21 protein-coding genes are annotated in these 22,978 nt (G+C 63.6%); 11 read left to right on the top strand and 10 right to left on the bottom strand.

Annotated elements, in window-relative coordinates:
* Positions 1-7: 7 nt before the first annotated feature.
* Together CD932_RS15870 and CD932_RS28290 are read left to right on the top strand one after the other, a co-directional pair.
* Entirely contained in the window at positions 8-814 is an 807-nt protein-coding gene (locus tag CD932_RS15870) for a head GIN domain-containing protein (RefSeq protein WP_094443785.1), read from the top strand.
* Between the two features lie 106 nt (positions 815-920).
* A complete protein-coding gene (locus CD932_RS28290) occupies positions 921-1,349 on the top strand; it encodes a hypothetical protein (RefSeq protein ID WP_141213269.1) in 429 nt (142 codons plus the stop codon).
* 41 nt (positions 1,350-1,390) lie between these two features.
* Here CD932_RS28290 and CD932_RS28880 read toward each other — a convergent pair whose 3' ends face one another.
* Both CD932_RS28880 and CD932_RS15860 read right to left on the bottom strand, forming a co-directional pair.
* On the bottom strand, positions 1,391-1,723 hold the full coding sequence (locus CD932_RS28880) for a hypothetical protein (protein WP_176461006.1): 333 nt from the start codon (positions 1,721-1,723) through the stop codon (positions 1,391-1,393).
* Between the two features lie 88 nt (positions 1,724-1,811).
* Positions 1,812-3,059 carry a TIGR03862 family flavoprotein gene (locus CD932_RS15860; protein ID WP_094443784.1) on the bottom strand — a complete coding sequence of 416 codons (1,248 nt, stop codon included), beginning with the start codon at positions 3,057-3,059 and terminating at the stop codon, positions 1,812-1,814.
* Positions 3,060-3,188: 129 nt separating this feature from the next.
* On the opposite strand from CD932_RS15860, the gene CD932_RS15855 reads away from it, so the two are divergent.
* The gene (locus CD932_RS15855; RefSeq protein WP_094443783.1) at positions 3,189-3,416 is read left to right on the top strand and encodes a hypothetical protein; all 228 of its coding nucleotides are present in this window, start codon (positions 3,189-3,191) and stop codon (positions 3,414-3,416) included.
* 2 nt (positions 3,417-3,418) lie between these two features.
* Here the strand turns inward: CD932_RS15855 and moaD are convergent, their stop codons facing one another.
* The 3 genes from moaD to thrC are packed head-to-tail and all read right to left on the bottom strand — an operon-like array spanning position 3,419 to position 6,400.
* Positions 3,419-3,676, bottom strand: a complete 258-nt coding sequence (moaD, locus tag CD932_RS15850) for a molybdopterin converting factor subunit 1 (RefSeq protein ID WP_094443782.1) — start codon at positions 3,674-3,676, stop codon at positions 3,419-3,421.
* A 10-nt stretch (positions 3,677-3,686) separates the two neighbouring features.
* Positions 3,687-4,910 (bottom strand): gephyrin-like molybdotransferase Glp, encoded by a 1,224-nt coding sequence (gene glp, locus CD932_RS15845; protein ID WP_094443781.1) that lies wholly within the window; start codon positions 4,908-4,910, stop codon positions 3,687-3,689.
* Positions 4,910-6,400, bottom strand: a complete 1,491-nt coding sequence (thrC, locus tag CD932_RS15840; protein ID WP_094443780.1) for a threonine synthase — start codon at positions 6,398-6,400, stop codon at positions 4,910-4,912. The genes glp and thrC overlap by 1 nt, the downstream gene beginning before the upstream one ends.
* Positions 6,401-6,599: 199 nt before the next feature.
* On the opposite strand from thrC, the gene CD932_RS15835 reads away from it, so the two are divergent.
* Positions 6,600-7,340, top strand: a complete 741-nt coding sequence (locus CD932_RS15835) for an AAA family ATPase (RefSeq protein ID WP_094443779.1) — start codon at positions 6,600-6,602, stop codon at positions 7,338-7,340.
* A gap of 6 nt (positions 7,341-7,346) precedes the next feature.
* Here CD932_RS15835 and CD932_RS15830 read toward each other — a convergent pair whose 3' ends face one another.
* The 3 genes from CD932_RS15830 to kbl are packed head-to-tail and all read right to left on the bottom strand — an operon-like array spanning position 7,347 to position 11,008.
* A complete protein-coding gene (locus CD932_RS15830) occupies positions 7,347-8,747 on the bottom strand; it encodes an L-serine ammonia-lyase (protein ID WP_094443778.1) in 1,401 nt (466 codons plus the stop codon).
* Positions 8,748-8,794: 47 nt separating this feature from the next.
* A complete protein-coding gene (locus CD932_RS15825) occupies positions 8,795-9,760 on the bottom strand; it encodes an NAD-dependent epimerase/dehydratase family protein (protein WP_094443777.1) in 966 nt (321 codons plus the stop codon).
* Between the two features lie 21 nt (positions 9,761-9,781).
* Positions 9,782-11,008, bottom strand: a complete 1,227-nt coding sequence (gene kbl / locus CD932_RS15820) for a glycine C-acetyltransferase (protein ID WP_094443776.1) — start codon at positions 11,006-11,008, stop codon at positions 9,782-9,784.
* A gap of 212 nt (positions 11,009-11,220) precedes the next feature.
* Here kbl and CD932_RS15815 point away from each other — a divergent pair, with 212 nt between their 5' ends.
* The 6 genes from CD932_RS15815 to CD932_RS15790 all read left to right on the top strand — a co-directional run bounded on the left by CD932_RS15815 (position 11,221) and on the right by CD932_RS15790 (position 16,986).
* Positions 11,221-11,796 carry a helix-turn-helix domain-containing protein gene (locus tag CD932_RS15815; protein ID WP_065309391.1) on the top strand — a complete coding sequence of 192 codons (576 nt, stop codon included), beginning with the start codon at positions 11,221-11,223 and terminating at the stop codon, positions 11,794-11,796.
* A 91-nt stretch (positions 11,797-11,887) separates the two neighbouring features.
* Positions 11,888-12,814 carry an STM4015 family protein gene (locus CD932_RS15810; RefSeq protein WP_094443775.1) on the top strand — a complete coding sequence of 309 codons (927 nt, stop codon included), beginning with the start codon at positions 11,888-11,890 and terminating at the stop codon, positions 12,812-12,814.
* Between the two features lie 6 nt (positions 12,815-12,820).
* Complete coding sequence (locus CD932_RS15805; protein ID WP_094443774.1) at positions 12,821-13,909, top strand: STM4014 family protein; 1,089 nt, start codon at positions 12,821-12,823, stop codon at positions 13,907-13,909.
* On the top strand, positions 13,902-14,750 hold the full coding sequence (locus tag CD932_RS15800; RefSeq protein ID WP_094443773.1) for an STM4013/SEN3800 family hydrolase: 849 nt from the start codon (positions 13,902-13,904) through the stop codon (positions 14,748-14,750). The genes CD932_RS15805 and CD932_RS15800 overlap by 8 nt, the downstream gene beginning before the upstream one ends.
* Positions 14,747-16,123 carry an STM4012 family radical SAM protein gene (locus CD932_RS15795; protein WP_217907301.1) on the top strand — a complete coding sequence of 459 codons (1,377 nt, stop codon included), beginning with the start codon at positions 14,747-14,749 and terminating at the stop codon, positions 16,121-16,123. The genes CD932_RS15800 and CD932_RS15795 overlap by 4 nt, the downstream gene beginning before the upstream one ends.
* A gap of 14 nt (positions 16,124-16,137) precedes the next feature.
* The gene (locus tag CD932_RS15790; RefSeq protein WP_094443772.1) at positions 16,138-16,986 is read left to right on the top strand and encodes an STM4011 family radical SAM protein; all 849 of its coding nucleotides are present in this window, start codon (positions 16,138-16,140) and stop codon (positions 16,984-16,986) included.
* Positions 16,987-17,035: 49 nt separating this feature from the next.
* Here CD932_RS15790 and CD932_RS15785 read toward each other — a convergent pair whose 3' ends face one another.
* A complete protein-coding gene (locus CD932_RS15785; protein WP_094443771.1) occupies positions 17,036-19,222 on the bottom strand; it encodes a prolyl oligopeptidase family protein in 2,187 nt (728 codons plus the stop codon).
* 338 nt (positions 19,223-19,560) lie between these two features.
* Between CD932_RS15785 and CD932_RS15780 the strand changes: the two genes are divergently transcribed.
* A complete protein-coding gene (locus CD932_RS15780; protein WP_094443770.1) occupies positions 19,561-21,348 on the top strand; it encodes a GGDEF domain-containing protein in 1,788 nt (595 codons plus the stop codon).
* A 57-nt stretch (positions 21,349-21,405) separates the two neighbouring features.
* On the opposite strand, the gene CD932_RS29665 is transcribed toward CD932_RS15780, so the two are convergent.
* Positions 21,406-22,785, bottom strand: a complete 1,380-nt coding sequence (locus CD932_RS29665) for a tetratricopeptide repeat protein (protein WP_094444424.1) — start codon at positions 22,783-22,785, stop codon at positions 21,406-21,408.
* Positions 22,786-22,978 lie beyond the last annotated feature (193 nt).

Raw genomic sequence — 22,978 nt, 5'->3', positions numbered from 1 at the left:
ACGCGCCATGAAACGCCTGTTCAAAGTCGGCCTGTCCATGTTCCTGCTGGCGCTGGTGCTGATCGCCCTGTCCTATACCGCCCTGCGCGCCAAGGGCATCAGCAACCCCAGCAGTTCAGCCGGGCGCGCCGTGCGTGCCGACACCCGCCCCATTTCCGCTGCCGTCACGCATGTGGACCTGAACGGCCCGATCGACCTGACCCTGCGCCGCGGCGCCACGGCGTCCCTGAAAGTGAGCGGCGAGCAGCGCCTGCTGGCCAACGTCGACACCACCATCGATGGCACCACCCTGCATATCGGCCCGAAAGGCATGCTGTTCCACCACCGCCAGCCGCTGCAGGTCGAGCTGGTGCTGCCGGCGCTGACCGGCGTCGAAGTGCACGGCACGGGCAACAGCCGCATCACCGGTTTCAGTGGCGACAAGTTCACCCTGGAACTGGCCGGCTCGGGCGATATCAGTTTTACGGGACGCTACAAAGCGGTCGAAGCGAGCGTCAACGGCAGCGGCAACCTCGACATCAACGGCGGCAACAGCGAACAGGTGACACTGGACATGATCGGCTCGGGCCGCATCAGCGCCAGCGGCAATACCAGAATGCTCAACGCCGAGCTGAGCGGCTCAGGCGATATCGACGCCGAGCACCTGGCGTCCGACACGGCCACCGTCAGCCTGCAAGGCTCGGGCCAGAGCACCGTCTTTGTGCGCGACACCGCCAGACTGACCCTGCGCGGCAGCGGCGACATCCACGTGCACGGCAACCCGCGCCAGCGCGACGCCCAGCGCACGGGGTCGGGGGAAATTACCTGGCATTGATGGCAAGTCCTGTTCCTGCACAATAATGCGCGTAGTGACGCGTTTGCAGGCGGCTAAATCACGGGTATCAAGTCCTATACTGGCGACATCGCAGAAGGAGACTGCTGTGGGCTGGTTTGTCGCCAGCATACTGATACCGTTAATTGCTCCCGTTCTGGGCATGCTGGTCTTGCAGCGCTTGCCATTACCCGTCAGCGAAAGCGAAAAACACCTGCTGGCACCAGTGAAAGATGGCCAACTGTGCTGGGGCTCCCTCGCCTTCTGTGCACTGGCCATGTATGAAATCGCTGTGCCAGGTACGGAAGGTCCGCTGGTGTCAGGAAACACGGTCCATTGGCTCAATGGTGGCTTTGTTTTTTTGCTGGCAGCCTCGGCAGTTATTGCAGCCGGTGGTGCAGTATTTCCGACAAAAATCAAAGCGGTGAGGTGGAATAGCTGGCACAAACACTATCAGGCACTCGCCACCTCTCTCGTACTGACATTGTTGTCTGGTGCTGCCTACAGCGTGCTACACTATGGCCTGTTAAAGTCATGAGAAGCAGGAATTTCCAGGAGGAACCAACCATGACAACTTGGCTAAAAAATCAATTTATTGAGCCGAAACATGCCATGACAGTGATCTGCGTGGTCAGTCTGTCCATCGGTGCCATCGGTTTTTCCATGGTTCTGTTGAGCGCTATTTTTGCTCGATAATAGACTTGCGCACTTTCGAAGCCGCATCCGTGAAAATTTCCGGCGTCTTGCCATTGATGACCGGCTTGCGCCAGCAACGTCCACTACGCTGCCTTCGCTGAGCGCGTCAACTTTCTGCATGATGGCGTAACCATGCAACGGTTCCCGCAAGCAAACCAGTACGTAGAAAGTCGCCTCGGACAATGGCAGGTAAAGTGAAAAATCGATATTTTCCATGCAGCCTCCTGTATCGTGTCTCGCTATATCGGATATCGATATAGCGAGACACGATATGAGCTCATGAAATTTTTTACTGTCAATAATATTAGGGGGAAAGGGATGCTTTCAGCCACGCCACGGCCTGCTCCCCCGCCGCCTTGCCCCCTGCCAGGCAAGCCGTCAGCAGATAGCCGCCCGTCGGTGCTTCCCAGTCCAGCATTTCACCGGCCACGAACACGCCGGGCATGGCGCGCAGCATGCTGCCGTCAATGCCGTCAAAGGCGACGCCACCGGCGCTGCTGATGGCTTCGTCGATGGGGCGCGGGCGAATCAGGGTCACCGGCAGCAGCTTGATGGCGCGCGCCAGTTTTTCAGGGTCGGCAAAATCGACGGCGCTGATGCATTCGCGAAGCAGGCCTGACTTCACGCCCTTGATGCCGAGCCGGCTTTGCAGATGGCTGGACATCGAGCGCGCGCCGCGCGGGCGCGTCACTTCGTCGAACACCCGCTCGCCGCTGTGGTCGGGCGCCAGGTCGAGCCAGATGGTGGTGCTGCCGTCACGCGCAATCTGCTCGCGCAGCGCGCCCGACAAGGCGTAGATCAGGCTGCCCTCGACGCCGCCCGCCGTGATCACGAACTGGCCTTGCCGCCTGACCTTCAAGCCGTCGATATCCATGGCGGTGATGGCAACAGTCGTCAAGGGCTCGCCCGCGTGGCGGCGGCTGAAATGTTCGCTCCAGTCCACATCGAAGCCGCAATTGGCCGGCACCAACGGTTGCACCGCCACGCCCTGCGCCTGCAACAGCGGCACCCAGGCGCCGTCCGAACCGAGCCTGGCCCAGCTGCCGCCGCCGAGCGCCAGGATCACGGCGTCGAACGCCAGCAGGCGTAATCCGTCGGGCGTGTCGAAAGCCAGCTGGCCATCCCGCCATCCCGTCCAGCGGTGGCGCATATGAAATTGCACGCCGCTTTCCTTGAGCCGGTGCAGCCAGGCGCGCAGCAAGGGCGCGGCCTTCATGTCGGTGGGAAAGACGCGGTTTGACGACCCCACGAACGTCTCGATGCCCAGGCCATGCACCCAGTCGCGCACCTGCTGCGGACCGAACTGGTCGAGCGCGGGGCGCAGTCGGTGCGACTGGCGGCCGTAGCGCGTGACAAAGCTCTGGTAGCATTCCGCATGCGTGATATTCATGCCGCCGCGCCCGGCCAGCAGGAATTTGCGGCCGACCGAGGGCATTGCATCGAACAGCGCGACCTGGGCGCCGCTGCTCGCTGCGGCCTGCGCGGCCATCAGCCCGGCGGGGCCGCCGCCGATCACGGCGACACGAAAAACAGTAGGAGGAACAGAAGGCATGGGCAGCAAGACGGCGGTGAAAACCCCGGCATTTTAGTCGAGATCTGGCCACTGCATGGCGACAAAGCGGCAAATTAGTGCATACTGCCGTGACCAACCGCTTTTATGACGATACAAAAGGAGAGTGACATGGGCGCAGGTTTCTGGATTTCCCGCTATTTGCTGGCCAGCGGCATCTTGTTCATCATCCTGACCGTGGTCGAATACAGCAAGGGCACCACCAGCAGCGCAGACATCCTCAGCGCGCTGGCCTGGTCGCTGATCGCCTCGGCCATCTTTATCGGTTCCAAATACTGGCGTTTTCGCAAGGCCATTGCCTGCGCCAGCTGCAGCGACGCGGTCAAGCCGCGCCAGTAAAATTATCCGCCCGTCACGGGCGGGAAAAACGCCACTTCATCGCCATCGGCCACCAGGGTATCGGCCTTGCACATCAGCTGCTGGTGCGCCATGCGCAGCAGCCGGCCTTCGCCCAGCGCCTCGGCCCAGTTGCCGCCGCGCGCCACCAGCACGGCGCGCAGCTCGCCGACGGTGATGGCGGCCTGCGGCAGCTCCAGCACTTCCTGACCGGCACCGACCAGCTCGCGCACGCTGGCGAAAAAACGCAACTGTATCTTCAAACCCTGCTCCTTAGTACAACAATTCGTTAAACGGAATAAACCTCAGCAGGTCGCCGCGCGCGATCGACAGGCCCGGCGGGCAGTCGATCAGGCCGTCGCCCCACACGGTGGAAGTAAGCACGCCCGAACTCTGGTTGGCAAACAGTTCCAGCGCGCCGTCGTCGTTGATTTTCGCGCGCAGGAACTCGTTGCGCCGGTCGGCCTTGATGCGCTCGAAAGCGGCCGGCAGCGGGTAGCCGCGCGGCGCCACATTGCCAGTGACACCCTGCAGGCGCAGGATGAACGGGCGCACGAACAGCAAGAAGGTGACAAAGCTCGACACCGGATTGCCGGGCAGGCCGACAAAAAAAGCCTGCCCGACTTCGCCAAACGCCAGCGGTTTACCGGGCTTGACGGCGATCTGCCACATGTTGAGCCGCCCTTCCGCTTCCACCGCCGGCTTGATATGGTCTTCCTCGCCGACCGACACGCCGCCCGAGGTGACGATCAGATCGCTGCCCTGCGCCGCCTGGCGCAGCACGGCGCGCGTTGCGGCCAGCGTATCGGGCACAATGCCCAGGTCGTCGATCTCGCAGCCCAGGTTTTCCAGCAGGCCACGCAGCATGAAACGGTTCGAGTTGTAGACCGCACCCGGTGGCAAGGGCTGGCCCGGCATGGCCAGCTCGTCGCCGGTGGAAAACAGCGCCACGCGCAACTTGCGCAGCACCGGCAGCCGCGCCAGCCCGACCGAGGCAGCCAGGCCCATCTCCTGGCTGCGCAAGCGCCGGCCCGCTTCCAGGATCACGCTGCCGGCGCGGATATCCTCGCCCTGGCGGCGCACCCATTCGCCCGCCTGCGGCGCATGGTTGACGGTGACCACGCCGTCGTTCAGGACACACTGCTCCTGCATCACCACACAGTCGGCACCAGTCGGCATCAGGGCGCCCGTAAAGATGCGCGCCGCCGTCCCCGGCAGCAGGGGTTGGCCCACATGGCCGGCCGCAATGCGTTGCGACACGGGCAAGCTGGCCGCGCCGCCGGCGCAGTCAAACGCACGCACGGCATAGCCATCCATCTGCGTGTTGTCGCGCTCGGGCACGTTCAGCGTGGACGTTTGCGCCACGGCCAGCACGCGGCCGTTGGCGTGCAGGGTGTCGACCAGTTGCACCTCAAGCACCGGCCTGGCGGCGGCGGCCATGAAGGCTTGCGCCTCGGCCACCGCCAGCATGGTTTTGCGTTGCGTACCGTCCGCCATCACAGTCCCGTATGGGCGGCGATATACGCCTGCATTTTTGCTACATCGGTATCCATCACCGCGAACTTTTGCGGCAGGTCTTCGATGTTCTCGAAGCCGGCCGGGCGTTCGGCGTCCACGCCCAGCGCGTCGAGGATGGTTTCGTTGAACTTGGCCGCCAGGGCGGTCTCGAGCACGATCATCGGCACGTTGACCTCCAGGTGTTCGCGCGCCACCTTGATGCCGTCGGCCGTGTGGGTGTCGATGGTAATGCCGTAGTCATCGGCGACGTCGCGGATGGTATCGAGGCGGTCCTTGTGGGTCGATTTGCCCGACTCGAAGCCGTACCTGGCAACTTGCCTGAATTCGTCGCCGTCGCTGCCCGGTTTGCCCGACAGGTCAAAGCCGCCATGCGTGTCGACCTTGGCGAACAGGGCTTTGACGCGCGCGCCGTCGCGGCCCACCAGGTCGTACACAAAGCGCTCGAAGTTCGAGGCCTTGGAGATATCCATCGACGGGCTGCTGGTGTGGTAGGTTTCGGACGACTTGCGCACGCGGTACACGCCGGTGCGGAAGAATTCGTCGAGCACGTCATTCTCGTTGGTGGCGGCCACCAGTTTCGAGATCGGCAAGCCCATCATGCGGGCGATATGACCGGCGCAGATATTGCCGAAGTTACCCGACGGCACCGTAAACGACACCTTCTGGTCGTTGCTGGTGGTCGCCGCCAGGTAGCCGCGGAAGTAATACACGACCTGGGCCACCACGCGCGCCCAGTTGATCGAATTGACGGTGCCGATCTTTTGCCTGGCCTTGTACGGCAGGTCGTTCGAGACCGCCTTCACCATATCCTGGCAGTCGTCGAACACGCCTTTGACGGCGATATTGTGGATGTTCGGGTCTTGCAGGCTGAACATCTGCGCGGTCTGGAAGGCGCTCATCTTCTTGTGCGGCGACAGCATGAAGACGCGGATGCCCCGCTTGCCGCGCATCGCGTATTCGGCGGCGCTGCCGGTGTCGCCGGAGGTGGCGCCAAAGATATTGAGTTCGGCGCCGGTCTTGGCCAGCGTGTATTCGAACAGATTGCCCAGCAACTGCATCGCCATGTCCTTGAAGGCCAGGGTCGGGCCGTTCGACAGCGCCTGCAGGATCAGGGTGGTCGAACCGCCCTTGACGAGGTTTTCTTCGAGCACGCGCAGCGGCGTGATGTCGGCGGCGTTTTCGCCGGCGCGGGCATTGCGGTAAACCGCCTTGGTATAGGTTTTCGCGGTCAGCGCCTTCAAGTCCGCTTGCGGGATATCGGTGGCGAACTTTTTCAGGATTTCGAATGCCAGGTCGGCATACGACAATGTGCGCCAGGCGTCGAGCTCGGCACCGCTGACTTGCGGGTAGTGTTCAGGAAGATACAGTCCGCCATCGGGGGCCAGGCCACCCAGGAGAATGTCGGAAAATTGCTGCGGCTGCTGCGATTGCGATGGCGCTTGGTCAGCGCGGGTAGACACATAGTGCATGAGAGTAGAGTCCAGTTGAGCTGAGCTGAGAGCGGTGAAATGAATGGCATACGAGCCGATATTATAGTGCCAGCGGCCTGACTCGCGCCATCGCACGCGGCCTCAGGTCAAGAAACCGCTTGCCCACAGTGGCGCCGAGGTGCAATTTGCGCCACACTCGCTTGCATCCGCCCAATATAGGCTTGCCCCGGGAGACACCATGACCATCAACAAGAAACCCTACCTGCAAAGCGCGGCGCTGCGGCCTGACACGGTGGCCGACCTCGAACGCTATCCGTTCACCATTCCGGCCATCCGCGACTTCGTGCAAATGGACTTTCACCGCGACGTGACGTTTTTCGTCGGCGAGAACGGCAGCGGCAAGTCAACCATGCTCGAAGCGCTGGCCGTGGGCCTGGGCTTCGGCAAGGATGGCGGCACGCGCAGCGTGCGCATCACGGGCGTATCGGACCAGGTCTCGGGCTTGCACGAGCACCTGCGCCTCGGCAAAAGCTACAAGAAGCCGAACGACAGCTATTTCCTGCGCGCCGAGAGCTTTTTCAACGTCGCCAGCTATATGGACGAGATGCCGGAATACCTGGGCAGCTACGGCGGCAAGTCGCTGCACGCGCAGTCGCACGGCGAAGCCTTCATGGCCACCATGCTCAACAAGCTGCGCGGACAAGGACTGTATCTGCTCGACGAACCCGAGGCGGCGCTGTCGCCGAGCCGCCAGCTGGCGGCGCTGTCGGTGATCCACCAGCTGGTGCAGGACGATTCGCAGCTGATCATCGCCACCCACTCGCCGATTCTGCTGGCCTACCCGCATGCGAAGATCTACATGTTTACAGGCGGCGGCATTCACGAGGTGGCGTATGAGGACACCGAACACTATGCGGTGACGCGCGATTTTCTGAACAATTATCCGCGGCGGCTGGAGCAGTTGTTCGAGGAAGAGTGAGGGTGTTCAGCAAGCTGCGTGATTGACGGTGATGACGTGGATCGCCAGGCCGCCGAGCGACGTTTCCTTGTACTTGTCCTGCATGTCCGCCCCCGTCTGGCGCATGGTTTCGATCACTTCGTCGAGGCTGACGAAATGCGTGCCGTCGCCGTTCAGGGCCAGCGAGGCGGCGGTGATGGCTTTCACGGCGCCCATGCCGTTGCGCTCGATGCAGGGAATCTGCACCAGGCCGCCGATCGGGTCGCAGGTCATGCCCAGATGATGTTCGATGCCGATTTCGGCCGCGTTCTCGATCTGTTCGTTGGTGCCGCCCAGGGCCGCCACCAGGCCTGCCGCCGCCATCGCGCAGGCCACCCCCACTTCGCCCTGGCAACCCACTTCGGCGCCCGAGATCGAGGCATTGCGCTTGCACAGCATGCCGATCGCCGCGGCCGTCAGCATGAAACGGCGCACGCCGCCGACCGGATCGCTGGGACGGCAATCCTCGGCGTAGTAGCGCAGCACGGCGGGAATGATGCCGGCCGCGCCATTGGTGGGCGCCGTCACCACCCTGCCACCAGCCGCGTTTTCTTCGTTGACGGCCATCGCATACAGGCTGACCAGGTGCACGGCGTCGTGCGGCAGGTCATTGGCGCGGTTGTCGGACGCCTTGGCATCCTGCGCCTGGCGCCACAGCTTGGCCGCGCGGCGTTTCACATCCAGGCCGCCGGGCAGCTTGCCGGTGGCCTGCAGGCCATGCGCAATGCAATCGCGCATCACGTGCCAGATACGGTCCAGGCCCTGGTTCAATTCATCGTCGCTGCGCCGCACGCACTCGTTCGCGCGCAGCATCTCGGGAATCGACAGGCTGCTCGCCACGCCATGGGCCAGCAGTTGCTCCATGGTATCGAACGGGAATACCGCCTGGGCACCGGCCGCCGCCGGTGCCGGCACTTCGCCCGCTTCGCGGATAAAGCCGCCGCCGATCGAGTAATACACCTTGTCGACGCGCGTGCCGTCAACCAGCTTCAGGGTAAAGCGCATGCCGTTCGGATGCTCGGGCAGGGACTCGCTCTTGTGCCACAACAGGCTTGTCGCCGCAGCAAACGGCACGGCGTGGGCGCCCAGCAAATGCAGCGTGCCTGCCGCCTCGACGGCCGCCAGCCTGGCGTCGACGGCGTCGGGCGCGACGTCCTGCGGCGTTTCGCCCATCAGCCCTAAAATCACGGCCTTGTCGGTGGCATGGCCCACGCCGGTCAGCGCCAGCGAGCCATACAGGGCCACCTCCACGCCGACGACATGATCGAGGCAACCGTATTGGACCTGAAAATCGAGCAGAAAACGCCGCGCCGCCACCATCGGCCCCACCGTGTGGGAACTCGACGGCCCGATGCCGATCTTGAACAGGTCAAATACGCTCATATCCATGGCATGTCTCTTTGCTGGTATTTTTATGGTGGTAGTACGGTTAAAACTCAGGCCGCCTTGGCCGGCTGGCCGACATCGACATGGGCCAGCATGTCGGCCACCATCTCATCGACGCCGATCTTCGCCTTCCAGCCCCAGTCGGCATGCGCCGTGCTGTCGTCCAGGCTTTGCGGCCAGCTGTCGGCAATCGCCTGGCGGCTGTCGGGCGCGTAGCTGATGGCAAAACCTGGCACTTTGGCGCTGATGGCGGCGGCCAGCTGCCCGGGGTTGAACGACACGCCGGCCACGTTGTACGAAGAGCGGATCTTGATGCTTGCCGCCGGCGCGTCCATCAGTTCGATGGTGGCGCGGATGGCGTCGGGCATGTAAATCATCGGCAAGGTGGTGGCCGCATTCAGGAAGCAGTCATAGCGCTCGCCGCGCAGGGCCGCATGGAAGATGGCGATCGCGTAATCGGTGGTGCCGCCGCCCGGAGGCGACTTGTAGCTGATGATGCCGGGGTAGCGGATGCTGCGCACGTCGACGCCATATTTGGCATGGTAGTACTCGCACAGGCGCTCGCCGGCCAGCTTGCTGATGCCGTACATCGAAGTCGGGTCCATCACCGTCATCTGCGGCGTATTGACCTGCGGCGTGTTCGGGCCGAAGGCGGCGATCGACGACGGCCAGAAGATGCGCAATGGCTTGCCCGCCGCGCCGCGCTCGCGCGCCAGTTCCAGGATATTGAGCAGGCCATCCATGTTCAGGCTCCAGGCCTTCAATGGCGCCGCTTCGCCGGTGGCCGACAGCATCGCCGCCAGCTGGTACACCTGGGTGATGTTTTCACTGGCGATGATGCTTGCCAGGCCGTCCTTGTCGAGCACGTTCAGCTGCGCATAGCGCTTGGCGTCGTAGACGTTGCTGGCGCCGATATCGCTGGCGATGACGTTGTCCGCGCCGTGCTGCCGCGCCAGGGCGCCGACCAGTTCACTGCCGATCTGGCCGTTTGCGCCGATGACTAAAATGCGTTCCATGCTGTTTTCCCGGTATTGTTGTTATTGATTGCTCGTGGTGGCCTGGATCAGGCCCAGTTCCTTGCCGGCCTGCTCGAAAGCGGCCAGCACGGCGACCAGCTGTTCGCGGGTATGGGCGGCCGACAGCTGCACGCGCACGCGCGCCTGGCCCATCGGCACCACCGGATAGAAAAAGCCCGTCACCAGCACGCCCAGTTCATACAGGCGGGCGGCAAATCGTTGCGCCACCGGCGCGTCGAACAGCATCACGGGAACCACCGGATGCGTGCCCGGCTTGATGGTAAAGCCGATGCGCTCGATCTCGCTGCGGAAAAACGCCGTATTTTCGTGCAGGCGGTCGCGCAGTTCGGTCGATTTGGCCAGGCGCTGCAGCACTGAGAGCGAGGCGCCGGCGATCGAGGGCGCCAGGGTGTTCGAGAACAGATACGGACGCGACTTCTGGCGCAGGGTGTCGATCACTTCCTTTCGGGCCGACGTAAAGCCGCCCATGGCGCCGCCCAGGGCCTTGCCCAACGTACCCGTGATGATGTCGATGCGGCCCATCACATGGTGGTGTTCATGCGTGCCGCGGCCCGTCGCGCCCATGAAGCCGGAGGCATGGCATTCGTCGATCATCACCAGCGCGCCGTATTGGTCGGCCAGGTCGCAGATCTTGTCGAGCTGCGCGATGGTGCCGTCCATCGAGAACACGCCGTCGGTAACGATCACCTTGTGGCGCTTGCCGGCGGCAACGGCGGCCTGCAGCTGCACTTCGAGGTCGGCCATGTCGTTATGCAGGTAGCGGTAGCGGCCGGCCTTGCACAGGCGGATGCCGTCGATGATCGAAGCGTGATTCAGCGCGTCGGAGATAATGGCGTCGTTTTCATCGAACAGCGGCTCGAACACGCCGCCGTTGGCGTCAAAGGCGGCCGCGTACAGTATTGTGTCTTCGGTGCCGAGGAAGCTGGAAATGGCCTGCTCCAGTTCCTTGTGCACGGTTTGCGTGCCACAAATGAAACGCACCGACGACAGGCCATAGCCGTATTGTTCGGTGGCGGCAATCGACGCCTGCTGGGTCTGCAGGTCGCCCGACAGGCCCAGGTAGTTATTGGCGCACATATTGATCAGGGTGCGGCCATCGTCGCACACCACTTCAGCGCCCTGGCGCGAGGCGATCACGCGCTCGCTCTTGTACAAGCCCTGCTGGCGCAGTTGATCGAGGTTCTGTTGCAGACCGCTGAAAAAGGTGTTCTTCGCTTGCTCGCTCATGATGATCCTTGTGTCCGTGTTGGGTTGCCGCCATAGGGAAAAGCCGCCGCTTGACCGCTGTGCGCCGCATGCTGTACCGTGGGGCGCTGTTCAGGGTTCAGTGTACAGCTGATACGCATTTCCTGAATCAGCCCTGAAATCCACTATGTCGAACTAAAATTCAATATAGTGGATATTACCCAAACCTGTTGAACTATGCAAGCCAACTGCCGATGAAAACCAGTGTTTCGACCAACTCCCCGCCCGAAGTCGGCGCCACCTTGCAACGCTTGCGCCTGGCGCGCGGCCTGACACTGGAGGATTTGTCGCGCATCGCGGGCGTGTCGAAGTCCATGCTGTCGCAGATCGAACGCGAAAAAGCCAACCCGACCATCGCCATTACCTGGCGCCTGGCCAACGCCCTGGGCGTGCAGATCGGCGAATTGCTGTCGAGCGCGGAAAAAGCCGTGGAGACCATCCGCGTCACCGACGCCCACGAGACCCCCACCCTGCCCGGCGACCATGCCGGCTATGTGCTGCGCATCCTGGGGCCGATGGAACTGGCCGGCAAATACGAATGGTATGAGGTGACCCTGGCGCCGGGCGGCGAGCTGGCCTCCCAGCCGCACGACCCCGGCACCACCGAGCATCTGACCGTGCTGCACGGCAACCTGGAACTGGAAGTGGGGACGGCGAAGAAAAAAGTCAAGAATGGCGGCACGGCGCGCTATCCGGCCGACTTGCCGCATACGATACGCAATCTGGGCAAGACCGAAGGCAAGGCTTTGCTGGTCGTCATCCACAGATAATTGCTTTTCAGCAGTGCGACTGACGCTGTTACACCCATGCTAAGATTTTGGAACAGACAAGATTTCCAATGCCTTTCATGGAGCCTCAGCAATGACCATTTCCGACAGCACCACCACCTTCCACCATAAAAAAGTCGTGCAGTACGACCCGGAGACCGCCTTCGATCCTGCACCGGACGTGGTGTATCGTTTGTCGCTGGAATACGATGACGAGCGCAAGATGCCGGAGCTGATCGCCGGCTTCCTGGAAAAGGCCGACAAGTCCACCCTGGAGGCGCTGATCATCGGCATGTGGGGCGAGCCGTACGAAGCGGGCGCCGACGCGGTGATCGCCGCGCTGGTCAGCCATGCGCCGCAGTTGCCGAAGCTGCGCGCCCTGTTTATCGGCGACATGACGTACGAGGAATGCGAAATCTCGTGGATCGTGCAAGGCAGCTACAAGCCGCTGCTGGACGCCTTCCCGCAACTGGAAGAGCTGCGCATCCGTGGCGGCAATGAATTGACCCTCGAGGCGTTCGCGCACCAGAACCTGCGCAAGTTCACCATCGAGTCCGGTGGTCTGGACCAGAAAATCGCCCAGGCCCTCTGCGAGTCGAGCATGCCGAAGCTGGAACACCTGGAACTGTGGCTGGGCACCGACGACTACGGTTTTTCCGGCGACGTCGCGCTATACCGGAAGGTGCTGGCGCAGCTGGCCACGCCGAGCTTGCGCTACCTGGGTCTGCGCGACGCGCAGATCGCCGACGAGCTGGCCGCCTGGCTGGCCAACGAAGCGCTGCTGGCCACCATCACCACGCTGGACCTGTCGCTGGGCACCCTGGGCGACGTCGGCGCCGAAGCGCTGCTGCAGGGCACGCAGCTGGGCAACTTGACGCGCCTGGACCTGTCGCATCACTATGTCTCGGCAGCGAACCAGGAAAAACTCAAGGCATTGCCGTTCGAAGTGGTGCTGGACGATCCCCAGGAAGACGACGAGGACGATGGCGAAGTCTATCGCTATGTCGCGGTCGGCGAATAGCTCCTGATGCTGTTGCTGGCCACCAAAGGCAGCAAGCGTGTGCGCCTGCTGCAGGCGGCGCGCGCGCAGCTTGACCTGCCGCCAGCGCGCCTGCTCGAATGGCGCGACTGGCTGGCCGATCCGGCCTTGCTTGACGCCGCGTTCGGGCAGCCCTGCCGGTTCAAGATCGAGCCGCCGGGCGACGACCCGCTGGCGCATCTGCAACTGCTGCGCCTTGGCTGCCAGTTGCTGGACCGCGCGCCCGTGCGTGCCCCCGAACATGGCGAACTGCTGGCGATGGATGCCTGGTTTGCCGGTTTTGCAAAGGCAATGGAACGTCTGTCCATCCAGCTCGCCGCCCGGCCCCGCGCCCATGTCGTCAATGCCCCGGCCGAAATTACCCTGATGACCGACAAACTGGCTTGCCAGCGCCACCTGGCCGAACATGGCGTACCCACGCCCGCCCTGCTCGGGACGGTGCATGGCTACGACCATCTGCAGTCGCTGCTGCGCCAGCATGGCCTGGACCGGGTCTATCTGAAACCGCGCTATGGCTCGTCGGGCTCGGGTGTGGTGGCCTACCGCAGGAATAAAACCGGGCGCCAGCAGGCAACGACTTCGGCCAGCATCGTGCACATTCACGGAGAAACCCGTCTGTTCAACGTCAAGCGCATCGCGCGCCATGAAAGCGACGCCGATATCGCCGCCCTGGTCGACGCGCTGGCCGCGCAGGAACTGTACGCCGAGGCCTGGCTGGCCAAGCCGCGCTGCGGCGACAGCCATTACGACCTGCGCGTGGTGGCCATTGACGGCCAGCCGGCGCACCGGGTAGCGCGCCTGGGCAGGCAAATGATGACCAATCTGCACCTGGATAACCAGCGCGGTGACGTCGCCACCTTGCTGAACCAGGCCGACCTGGCGGTGCTGGAGGCCACCGCGCTGCAGGCGGCGCGCGCCTTTCCTGCCAGCGGCGTGGCCGGCTACGACCTGGTTGTGCGGCGCGGCCAGGCCCATGTGCTCGAAGCGAACGCCTTTGGCGACCTGCTGCCTGGCCTGTTGTGGCAGGAGCGCGATACCTATGCGGCGCAGCTGCACAGCTTGAACCGCCATGCCTGAGTCCAGTAAATTCGCCATCCCCGACATGAACGCCATCGTGGGCAGCCACGATATCGTCTTCGTCACGCTCGACACCTTGCGCTATGACGTGGCGCAGGCGCTGTTCGAGGCGGGTGAGCTGCCGGTGCTGGGGCGCTTTTTGCCGGCCACGGGCTGGGACCAGCGCCACTCGCCGGCCACCTTTACCTATGCCGCGCACCAGGCCTTCTTTGCCGGCTTCTTGCCCACCCCGGCGGCGCCCGGGCGCCACCCGCGCCTGTTCGCCAGCGCCTTTGCCGGCAGCGAGACGACCTCACCGCGCGCCTTTGCCTTTGCAGAAGCGAGCATTCCCGAAGCGCTTGCCGCGCGCGGCTACCGCACCATCTGCATCGGCGGCGTGGGTTTTTTCAATCAACAGACTGCCTTGGGCCGTGTGCTGCCGGCGCTGTTCCAGGAAAGCCACTGGAGCGCGGCCATGGGCGTGGCCGGCCGCCATTCGACCGAAAAACAGGTAGCGCTGGCGACCCGGCTGCTGGCCGAAAACGCCCGGCGCACCTTTTTGTTCATCAATGTGGCGGCCCTGCATGCGCCGAACCGCGCGTACCTGCCGGGCTGCCGTTTTGATAATCTCGACAGCCATGCAGCCGCGCTGCGCTATGTGGACGGCGCCCTGGCGCCGCTGTTTGCCGCCTGCGCCGCGCGCGCGCCCACCTTTGCCATCGTCTGCTCCGACCACGGCAGCGCCTATGGCGAAGACGGTTACCGGGGCCACCGCGTGGCGCACGACCGCGTCTGGAACGTACCCTACGCGCATTTTTTCATTCCATCCCCACCACCGCATTCCCAGGGAGCCGCACCGTGAATCCATCCGAACAGCCGGGCACGCTGGCGCAGCGCATGCGCCATACGCCCTACCAGGCGTATTCCTATTCCTATCCGCACAAGGCGGCCTACCGCAGCTTGCCAGCGACGCCGCTGGCGCCGATCTGGGCGCAGCAGGACCGCTCGGCCCTGTTTGCCTATATCCATATCCCGTTCTGCGAAATGCGCTGCGGCTTTTGCAATCTGTTCGCCATGGCGCGGCCCAGCGCCGAGATGGTCGAGCGCTATGTGCAGCAGGTGCTGGTGCAGATGCGCGCCATGGACGGCGCGCTGGGCGAGCGCCGCTTTGCCCGCTTCGCGCTCGGCGGCGGCACGCCGACCTATCTGTCGGCGGCGCAACTGGACACCCTGCTGTGCGGCGCGCGCGACATCCTTGGCATCGACCTGCAGGCCACACCCGCCGGCATCGAGGCTTCGCCCGAAACCATTACGGCGCAACGCCTGGCGGTATGCCGCGCGCACGGCATCGACCGGGTCAGCCTGGGCATCCAGAGCTTTGCCGCCGGCGAGATGCGCGCGCTGGCGCGCCCGCAGCAGAACGCCACCGTGCGCCAGGCGATTGCCCTGATACGCGAAGCGGGTTTTCCGACCTTAAATCTGGACCTGATCTACGGCATCGCCGGCCAGACGGTGGCCAGCCTGCTGGCCTCGATCGACAGCGCGCTGGCGTTCCAGCCCGAAGAGATCTATCTGTATCCGCTCTACGTGCGCGAGCAGACGGGCCTGGGCAAGATCGCGCACCGCAAGGGCGCCGGCAGCCTCAACCCCATCATGCTGGCGCGCGACGGCGACAGCCGTTTGATGCTGTATGCGGCCGCGCGCGAGCACCTGCGCGCCCGGGGCTATGTGCAGGTATCGATGCGCATGTTCCGCGCACCGCATGCACCAGGCGACGCCGGCCCGTCCTACTGCTGCCAGAACGACGGCATGGTGGGCCTGGGCGCGGGCGCGCGTTCCTACACCTCGCGCCTGCATTATTCGAGCCAGTACGCGGTGGCGCGCACGCAGACCATCGGCATTATCGACAACTACCTGGCGCTGGACGAGGCGCGCTTCGCGCAGGCCGAACACGGCTATCTGCTGGGAGAGGAAGACCAGCGCCGCCGCTACGTGATCCAGTCGCTGCTGACCGATCCGGGTCTCGACCTTGACGCCTACACGGCCCGCTTTGGCAGCGACTGCCTGGCGGACCTGCCGCAACTGGCCGAGCTGTTTGCACTGGAACTGGTCACGCAGCAAGGCCCACTGCTGCGCCTCAATGACCGGGGATATTCCTACGCCGACACCATCGGCCCCTGGCTGGCGTCAAGCACGGTGCGCGCGCTGATGGCCGACAGCGGCCAGGCGTGCTGACGGCGCGGCAAACCATGTTGTCGCTGCTCTACCGGGGCACGCTGGCCAGCTGCAACTACGCCTGCGGCTACTGCCCGTTTGCCAAGAAGCAGGACAGCCGCGCCGCGCTGGCCCGCGACGCGCGCGAGGTGGCGCGTTTTACGGCCTGGGTGGCGCAACAGGCGCGCCCCATCGGCGTGCTGTTTACACCGTGGGGCGAAGCGCTGGTGCGGCGCCACTACCGCAGCGCCATGCAGAACCTGGCGGCCCTGCGCCATGTGCAACAGGTGGCGCTGCAGACCAATCTGTCCGGCCCATTAAACTGGCTCGATGGCATGGATGGCCTGGAAAAGATCGGCCTGTGGTGCACCTTCCACCCGGGCCAGACCACGATCAGGCGCTTTCTCGAACGCTGCGCGCGCCTGGACACAATGGGCGTGCGTTATTCGGTCGGCGTGGTGGCCCTGCATGAACACTACGGCGCCATTGCAGCGCTGCGCGCAGCGTTGCCGAAGCACGTCTACCTGTGGCTGAACGCCTATGACCGGCGCGGCCCAGGCTACTACGCTGCCGGAGACCTGGCCTGGCTCGATGACATCGACCCATGGTTCGCGCAAAGCCGGCGCCCGGCGCCGTCGCGCGGCAAGGGCTGCTTCGCCGGCGAGACGGCGCTGTCGGTCGACGGCGACGGCGAACTGGCGCGCTGCCATTTTGTGCCTGAGCGGCTGGGCAATCTGTACGACAGTGAGCTGGCCGATATCCTGCAGGAGCGCAGCTGCCCGCGCTTCAAGTGCGACTGCTATATCGGCTATGCGCAGCGCAAGGATTTGCCGTATCAGGCGGCATTCGGGAAAGGTGTGCTGGCCAGGATAGCGCCAGCGTAGGTCGGATCAGCGGGGCGCAAGCCCCGCGTAATCCGACACATTGCTGGCCCTACTGCGCCGCCACCTTGGCCGGCTCGGCCGTCATCTTCAACGCGCGGGTCAGGAAACCCCAGCGATCGGCCACTTCCTCGATCTGCTTGGCCGTCGGCTTGCCGGCGCCGTGACCGGCCTTGCTGTCAATGCGGATCAGCACGGGAGCGGCAGCGCCCTGCGCGGCCTGGGCGGCGGCGGCAAACTTGAAGCTATGGGCCGGCACCACGCGGTCGTCATGGTCGGCGGTGGTGATCATGGTGGCCGGGTAGCAGCCGCCCGCTTTCAGGTTGTGCAGCGGCGAATATTTGACCAGCGCCTTGAACTGTTCGGCGTCGTCCGACGAGCCGTAATCCGGCACCCAGCCCCAGCCCACGGTGAACTTGTGGAAGCGCAGCATATCGAGCACGCCCACTTGCGGGATCGCTGCGGCAAACAGGTCCGGACGCTGCGTCATGGCCGCACCGACCAGGAGGCCGCCATTGCTGCCGCCGCCGATCGCCAGTTTCGCTGGCGAGGTGACCTTGTTGGCCACCAGCCATTCGGCCGCGCCGATAAAGTCGTCGAACACGTTCTGCTTGTTCAGCTTGGTACCGGCCTGGTGCCAGGCTTCGCCGTATTCGCCGCCGCCGCGCAGGTTGGCCATCACGTAGACGCCGCCCATTTCCACCCAGGCCAGGTTGGCCACCGAGAATGCGGGGGTCAGCGAAATATTGAAGCCGCCATAGCCGTACAGATAGGTCGGGTTCGAGCCATCGAGCTTCATGCCTTTTTTCGACACGATAAACATCGGTACTTTGGTGCCGTCGCGGCTGGTGAAGAATTGCTGGCGCACATCGAACGCGTTCGGGTCGAAATCGACCTTCGGCTGGCGATACACCGTGCTCTTGCCCGTCTTCATGTCGTAGCGGTAAATGGTGGCCGGCGTGGTGAAGCTGGTGTAGGAGTAAAACGTTTCCGTTTCATGACGCTTGCCGCCAAAGCCGCCGGCCGAACCGATACCCGGCAGCGCCACTTCGCGCACCAGCTTGCCGTTCAGGTCGGTGATCTTGATCTGCGTCTGCGCATCCTTCAGGTAGTCCAGCACCAGCTGGTCGTTGAGGATATTGGCCGACACCAGGGTCTGCTCGCTTTGCGGCACGACTTCCTTCCAGTCGGCTGGCAGCGGTTTGCGGATGTCGATGGCGATCACGCGCGACTTCGGTGCCTGGTTGTCGGTGGCAAAGTAGAACACGGGGCCGACATTGTCGATAAACGAATACGAGGCGTCGAATTGTTCCAGCAGGCCCACGACCTTGGCGTTCTTCTGGCGCAAGTCCTTGTAGAAAATGCGGTTCTTGCGTTCCGTGCCCTGGGTGGCGGTGATGATCAGATAGTTGCCGTCATCGCTGACCTTGCTGCCGCCAAACGCCCATTCTTTCTGGTCGGGACGGTCGAATACCAGCACGTCGGCGCTTTGCGGCGTGCCCAGCTTGTGGAAGTACAGTTTCTGGAAGTAATTGATATCGGCCAGCTTGGTCGCTTCCTGCGGCGCATCGTAGCGGCTGTAGAAGAAACCGGTATTATCACGGGTCCACGAGGCGCCCGAGAACTTGGCCCATTTGATGTCGTCGCTCAAATCCTTGCCGGTGTCGATATCGCGCACTTTCCATTCATTCCAGTCGGAACCGGAAGCGGCCGTGGCGTAGGCGAGGAATTTGCCGTTCGGGCTGATCGAAGTGCCGGCCAGCGCCACCGTACCGTCAGACGACAGGGTGTTCGGATCGAGCAGCAGGCGCGGCTCGTCCGTCAGTTTCCTGACCGTGTACAGCACGGCCTGGTTTTGCAAGCCATCGTTGCGGGTGTAGAAGTAGCGGCCGCCCTGCCTGGTCGGCGTGCTGAAACGCTCGTAGTTCCACAGCTTGGTCAGGCGCTGCTTGATCGCCTCGCGCTCGGGAATAGTGGCCAGGAAAGATTGCGTCAGCTTGTTCTGTTCCACCACCCAGTCATGCGTCTCGGCGCTGTTGGCGTCTTCCAGCCAGCGATAAGGGTCGGCGATGGTGGTACCGAAATAGCTGTCTTGCTGATCGACTTTCTTGGTGACCGGATAGGTCACGGCCGGGCTGTTGCCCGCTGGGCAGGATTGCTGCGCAGCGGTTTGCGCCAGGGCATTGCTACCGAAGGCGGCCAGCAAACTCAATACGATGGTTGCACTACGTAATTGCATGGGTGAATGTCTCATTGTTGGATGTCTAAGAAGGGAGGCTGCCAGCCTGCCATGTTGACTTTCGCCAACTTAAATCATAGCGCGTATCGCAACTTTTAATGCACAGTTATGCCGGCCTTTCTCCATCTTTTATTTGGGCATTTCATCAAGCTGTCATAAAACATATTTACTATAGCCAACATGATCATGGCCCGTCCGGTGGCCGTGCCACTACCGACGCACCACCTTCCGCCATGCACAGATTCGCCCTGCCTTCCGCCATGTCCATTCCGGACCCAGCGTTCCCTGCGAATGTGGCCTATCTGAAACCGCCAGCCCCTGCCCCCCTCCCGCTTCCCATGACAGTCGAAGCCGACGATGTATTGCACGACATTCTCGCCGGACGCAAGCTGACCGCCCTGTTCCAGCCCATCATCCAGATGGCCAGCGGCGACATCATCGGCTACGAGGGACTGATACGGGGTCCGTCCGACAGCCCGCTGCATGCGCCGATGAATCTGTTCAAGGTGGCGCGCGCCTGCGGCCTGACGCTGGAAGTGGAACATCTGTGCCGGCAGGTGGTGCTCGAACGCTTTGCGGAACTGAATCTGCCAGGCAAGCTGTTTCTCAACGTTAGCCCGGAATGCTTGCTGCTGCGCAATGCGCGCCATGGCGAAACCCTGGAATACATCGCGCAGATCGGCATCAATCCGGAGCGCGTGATCATCGAACTGACGGAAAACCAGCCCACCTATGACTACGAGCTGATGCGCGAAGCGGTACTACACTACCGCAACATGGGCTTCCAGATCGCCATCGACGACCTGGGCGAAGGATTTTCCAGCCTGCGCCTGTGGTCGGAACTGCGGCCCGAGTACGTGAAGATCGACATGCATTTTATCCAGGGCATCAATAGCGACCCCATCAAACTGCAGTTCGTGCGCTCGATCCAGGAGATCGCCGAAAAATCGGGCACGCTGGTGATCGCCGAAGGCATCGAGGCGCAGGCGGAATTGCTGGTGCTGCGCGATCTGGGCGTGGCGTTCGGCCAGGGTTACCACCTGGGCCGGCCGCATGCCGTGCCGGCGCGCACGCTGCCGGCCGAGGTGGTGCAGGCGCTGGGGCGCCACGGCGTGGCCGTGTATCCGCAGCGCAGCAGCCTGGAAAAAAATGGCGTCAGCATCCGCAAGCTGCTGCACCGCGTATCGTCGATCTCGCCAGCAAAAAACAACAACGAGGTCTACGAGATCTTCATGAAGGAACCCAAGCTCATGATCATTCCCGTGGTGGACGACGGCGTGCCGCTGGGCCTGATCAGCCGCTTCGACATGATCGACCACTTTGCCCGCCCCTACCAGCGCGAACTGTATGGCAAGAAATCATGCCGGGTGTTTATGGATAGCAAGCCCCTGATCGCCGACCATGAAACGAGCTTGCAGGAACTGAGCTACACCATGGCGCAATCGGACGCCCACCACCTGTACAACGGCTTTATCATTACCGAGAACGGCCGCTATATGGGCATGGGCACGGGGCACGACCTGATGCGCGAAATCACGCAGATGCAGATCAACGCGGCCCGCTACGCCAATCCGCTCACGCAATTGCCGGGCAATGTGCCGATCAACGAGCATATCGACCGCCTGCTGCACAGCGCTGCCCGCTTCTGGGTCTGCTATTGCGACCTCGACCATTTCAAACCGTTCAACGACGTCTACGGCTACCGCAAGGGCGACGACGTGATCCAGCTGACCGGGGAAATCCTCAGCAGCCATTGCGATCCGAACCGCGACTTCATCGGCCATATCGGCGGCGACGATTTCATGATCCTGTTCCAGAGCGAGGACTGGGAGACGCGCTGCGAGGCCATGCTGAACGACTTCGCGGCCGCCATCCTGGCGTTCTACAGCATGGACGACTGCGCACGCGGCGGCTATATCACCGAAGACCGGCAGGGGAAAAAAGTGTTTTATTCATTGATCAGCTTGTCGTTAGGCGTGATCAAGGTGTCGGCGCACCAGTATTACACCCACCACCAGATCGCCACGCAGGCGGCCGAAGCGAAGCGGCAAGCCAAGAAAATCCACGGCAACAGCCTGTTCCTGGACCGGCGCCAGGCCGCGCTGCCGCGCCCCGATGCGGCTTGAATCCTTGCCAGATCGGTAAATCTGTTGCCGCCAGCACCCGGTAGTTGCCGGAGCCACTCAATCGGACGCTGGCGCCCGCGCGCGCTTCCATTGCCGGGTCAGCGCGTGGGCCTTGCCCAGGTCGTCGGTGGACAGCTTGCGGGCGTAGCCGGCGACGGCGCCGCCGGCCGTGCTGTCGCCGCTCTCGGCTGCCAGCGCCACCCACATGTAGGAGCGCACCGGGTCTTTCGGCACGCCACGCCCGCTGTTGTACATGCTGCCCAGGTTGTACTGGGCCAGGGCGTGGCCCTGCTCGGCCGCGCGCGCATACCAGTGCACGGCCATGTCGTCGTCCTGCGGCACGCCGTGGCCGTTTGCATACATCACGCCCAGGTTGTTCTGGGCACTGGCGTCGCCCTGGTCGGCGGCCTTGCGGTACCAGCGCACGGCGCGCGCCGGATCGTACGCCACGCCCTGGCCGTTGGCATACAGCACGCCCAGGTTGAACTGCGCGTTCGCGGCGCCCTGCCCGGCCGCCTTGCCATACCATTCGACGGCCTCGCGCACATTGCGCGCCACGCCGCGCCCGCCGGCCAGCATGCCGCCCAGGTTGTATTGCGCCGAGCAATGGCCCTGGCGGGCGGCGCGGCGGTACCAGGCCACGGCGCTCGCCTCGTCCTGGTCTACACCGTGGCCGCGCGCCAGCATCAAGCCCAGGCTGAACTGGGCGTCGGCGTCGTCCTGCTCGGCCGCGCGCAGCAGCCAGGCGTAGGCGCGCAGCTGATCGAGCGCCACGCCTGCGCCTTTGCCATAGGCCACGCCCAGCTGACGCTGCGCCACGGCCAGGCCTTGCGCGGCCGCCTGGCGAAACCAGGCCACGGCCTGGGTGTCGCTTTGCATCACGCCGTGGCCGCGCTGGTAAGCAAGGCCCAGGTTCAGCTGGGCCTGGGCGTCGCCCTGCAGCGCGGCCTTGCGGAACCAGGCCAGCGCCAGCGCATCGTTCCTTTTTGCGCCCAGGCCCTGGGCATAGGCTTCGCCCAGCAAGGATTGGGCGCTGGCCACGCCTTGCTCCGAGGCGCGGTAAAACCAGGCCAGCGCCAGCTCGTCGCTTTGCAGCACGCCGCGCCCCTTGCGGTACATCTGCCCCAGGTTCTGCTGGGCCGAGGCGTCGCCCTGGTTCGCCGCGCGCAAAAACCACTGTACCGCTTCCTCATCGCTTTGCGTCACGCCGCGGCCGTGGTAATACATGGCCCCCAGATGATTTTGCGCAAACGCCAGCCCCTGCAGCGCGGCCAGGCGCAGCCAGATAAAGGCGCGCGCGTCATCCTGCCTGACGCCCTCGCCCTTTTTATACATCAGGCCGAGGTTGAACTGCGCATAGGCGTTACCTTGCTCGGCCGCCGTGCGGAACCAGATATAGGCCTGGTGGCTGTCCCTGGCAGTATGGTGTTTGTCCATGTGCGCCTCCTCGCTCGCCCTGCCATGACGCCAGGCCGCCAGGCCGCCAGGCACGGCAGCACACAACGGCAACATCGCTGATGGATTGCATTGTAAATTCCGGGGAACTGGCAGGCTTGAGCGAACTCAAAGGCAATAATAAAATTACATCGCTTTGATGAGTCCGCTTCGGATGGGGGGCAGGGTCGACGCC

The sequence above is a fragment of the Janthinobacterium sp. PC23-8 genome, assembly GCF_002250505.1.
In the GTDB taxonomy this organism is placed as follows: domain Bacteria; phylum Pseudomonadota; class Gammaproteobacteria; order Burkholderiales; family Burkholderiaceae_D; genus Janthinobacterium.
The sequence above is the reverse complement of the archived record's forward strand: the minus strand, read 5'-3'. Positions and strand labels throughout refer to the sequence as shown.

Excerpts from the sequence above, each read along its gene's own strand:
- CD932_RS15870 (WP_094443785.1), top strand. The coding sequence starts at position 8 with ATGAAACGCCTGTTCAAAGTCGGCCTGTCCATGTTCCTGCTGGCGCTG.
- CD932_RS28880 (WP_176461006.1), bottom strand. The coding sequence starts at position 1,723 with ATGGAAAATATCGATTTTTCACTTTACCTGCCATTGTCCGAGGCGACT.
- CD932_RS15860 (WP_094443784.1), bottom strand. The coding sequence starts at position 3,059 with ATGCCTTCTGTTCCTCCTACTGTTTTTCGTGTCGCCGTGATCGGCGGC.
- CD932_RS15855 (WP_094443783.1), top strand. The coding sequence starts at position 3,189 with ATGGGCGCAGGTTTCTGGATTTCCCGCTATTTGCTGGCCAGCGGCATC.
- glp (WP_094443781.1), bottom strand. The coding sequence starts at position 4,910 with ATGGCGGACGGTACGCAACGCAAAACCATGCTGGCGGTGGCCGAGGCG.
- thrC (WP_094443780.1), bottom strand. The coding sequence starts at position 6,400 with ATGCACTATGTGTCTACCCGCGCTGACCAAGCGCCATCGCAATCGCAG.
- CD932_RS15835 (WP_094443779.1), top strand. The coding sequence starts at position 6,600 with ATGACCATCAACAAGAAACCCTACCTGCAAAGCGCGGCGCTGCGGCCT.
- CD932_RS15830 (WP_094443778.1), bottom strand. The coding sequence starts at position 8,747 with ATGGATATGAGCGTATTTGACCTGTTCAAGATCGGCATCGGGCCGTCG.
- CD932_RS15825 (WP_094443777.1), bottom strand. The coding sequence starts at position 9,760 with ATGGAACGCATTTTAGTCATCGGCGCAAACGGCCAGATCGGCAGTGAA.
- kbl (WP_094443776.1), bottom strand. The coding sequence starts at position 11,008 with ATGAGCGAGCAAGCGAAGAACACCTTTTTCAGCGGTCTGCAACAGAAC.
- CD932_RS15815 (WP_065309391.1), top strand. The coding sequence starts at position 11,221 with ATGAAAACCAGTGTTTCGACCAACTCCCCGCCCGAAGTCGGCGCCACC.
- CD932_RS15810 (WP_094443775.1), top strand. The coding sequence starts at position 11,888 with ATGACCATTTCCGACAGCACCACCACCTTCCACCATAAAAAAGTCGTG.
- CD932_RS15805 (WP_094443774.1), top strand. The coding sequence starts at position 12,821 with ATGCTGTTGCTGGCCACCAAAGGCAGCAAGCGTGTGCGCCTGCTGCAG.
- CD932_RS15800 (WP_094443773.1), top strand. The coding sequence starts at position 13,902 with ATGCCTGAGTCCAGTAAATTCGCCATCCCCGACATGAACGCCATCGTG.
- CD932_RS15790 (WP_094443772.1), top strand. The coding sequence starts at position 16,138 with ATGTTGTCGCTGCTCTACCGGGGCACGCTGGCCAGCTGCAACTACGCC.
- CD932_RS15785 (WP_094443771.1), bottom strand. The coding sequence starts at position 19,222 with ATGCAATTACGTAGTGCAACCATCGTATTGAGTTTGCTGGCCGCCTTC.
- CD932_RS15780 (WP_094443770.1), top strand. The coding sequence starts at position 19,561 with ATGACAGTCGAAGCCGACGATGTATTGCACGACATTCTCGCCGGACGC.
- CD932_RS29665 (WP_094444424.1), bottom strand. The coding sequence starts at position 22,785 with ATGGACAAACACCATACTGCCAGGGACAGCCACCAGGCCTATATCTGG.